At 65.2% G+C, this 1,453-nt stretch carries 1 protein-coding gene; it reads left to right on the forward strand.

Features of this window, described 5'->3' with window-relative positions:
* Positions 1 to 77: 77 nt before the first annotated feature.
* Positions 78 to 1,436: an IS701 family transposase gene (locus DFR45_RS14250; protein WP_114484394.1), complete on the forward strand. Its 1,359-nt coding sequence runs from the start codon at positions 78 to 80 to the stop codon at positions 1,434 to 1,436.
* The last annotated feature ends 17 nt before the right edge of the window (positions 1,437 to 1,453 follow it).

The following is a 1,453-nucleotide window of genomic DNA, read 5'->3' on the forward strand; positions in this document are numbered from 1 at the left end:
TAGTTTGACTGTGTCAATAAAATCCCAATCTATCGGATAATTCAAGTCTTCCTCCTGAACGAGACGAACCCCAAGAAATGGAGAGCGAACTCGACCGATACCTGGAACGCCTGGCGAGCGTGCTGGGCCATGCCGACCGGCGGGCCGGATTGCGGGACTACTGCCGGGGCCTGATGCTGCCGATCCACAGAAAGAGCGTGGAGCCGCTGGCCGCGCACATCGAGCCGCAGCGTGTGCGGGCCAAGCACCAGTCGCTGCACCACTTCGTAGCCAAATCGGCATGGTCGGATGCGGCGGTGTTACGCGAAGTGCGCGCAGTGGTGCAACCGGTACTGGGGCTCGAGCATGGGGCGTACTGGATCATCGACGACACGGGGCTGCCCAAGCAAGGCCGACACTCGGTGGGGGTGGCCCGGCAATACTGCGGCCAACTGGGCAAGACCGAGAACTGCCAGGTCGCCGTCAGCCTGTCGCTGGCCAGCGATGCAGGCAGCCTGCCGATCCAATGGCGGCTGTACCTGCCCGAGACGTGGACGAGCGATCCGGCCCGCCGTGCGAAGGCGGGCGTGCCCGAGACGCTCGCCTTCGCCACCAAGACGGACATCGCGCTTGCCCAGGTCGAACAAGCCCTGGCCGAAGGCGTGCCACGGGGAGTGGTGCTGGCCGATCCGGCCTATGGCGACAGTGCCGCGTTTCGTGACCGGCTGAGCGAGTGGGGCCTGAGCTATGCGGTGGGAGTGCGCGCAGCTACGGCCGTGTGGCTCCCGGACTCTGCGCCCGCCATGCCAGCGCCGGGCGCGGGCCGGGGACGTGCGCGCACACGGCTGCATCGCAATCCCGAGCAACCGCCCGTCAGTTTGAAAGAACTGGCTCAGTCACTACCAGAGCACGCGTGGCAGACCGTGGCCTGGCGCGAAGGCACCAATGGGACGCTACAGTCGCGCTTTGCCGCCGTGCGGGTGCAAGCGGCTCACGGGGGCACACCCCGCGCGCAGGAGTGGGCGCTGATCGAGTGGCCCGAGGGCGATGCCGAGCCGCTCAAGTATTTCCTCTGCAGTCTGCCCGCAGACACGCCGCTCGAGCGTCTGGTGCACGTCAGCAAGATGCGCTGGCGCATCGAGCGCGATTACCGGGAATTGAAGCAGGAGTTCGGTCTGGGCCAGTACGAAGGGCGCAACTGGCGGGGGGTGCATCACCATGCCACGCTGTGCATCGCGGCGTATGGCTTTTTGCTCTGGCAGCGACTGAGCCGGAGTGATAAAAAAAAATTCGCTCGACCACAAGCGCCTGTCTTACCCGAAAGCTACCGCCCACGCGGCAGCCGCGCGAATGCAACGGCATGTGCCGGACTCGATTGCCACGCTGCGGCAGATGCTGGCACAACGAATTGCCCGCATCCTGCCTCGCTGCCCATGCTGCGGGCGGGCGAGGAGTAATTTATGACACAGTCAAA

The organism is Extensimonas vulgaris (genome assembly GCF_003337425.1).
Lineage (GTDB): Bacteria > Pseudomonadota > Gammaproteobacteria > Burkholderiales > Burkholderiaceae_C > Extensimonas > Extensimonas vulgaris.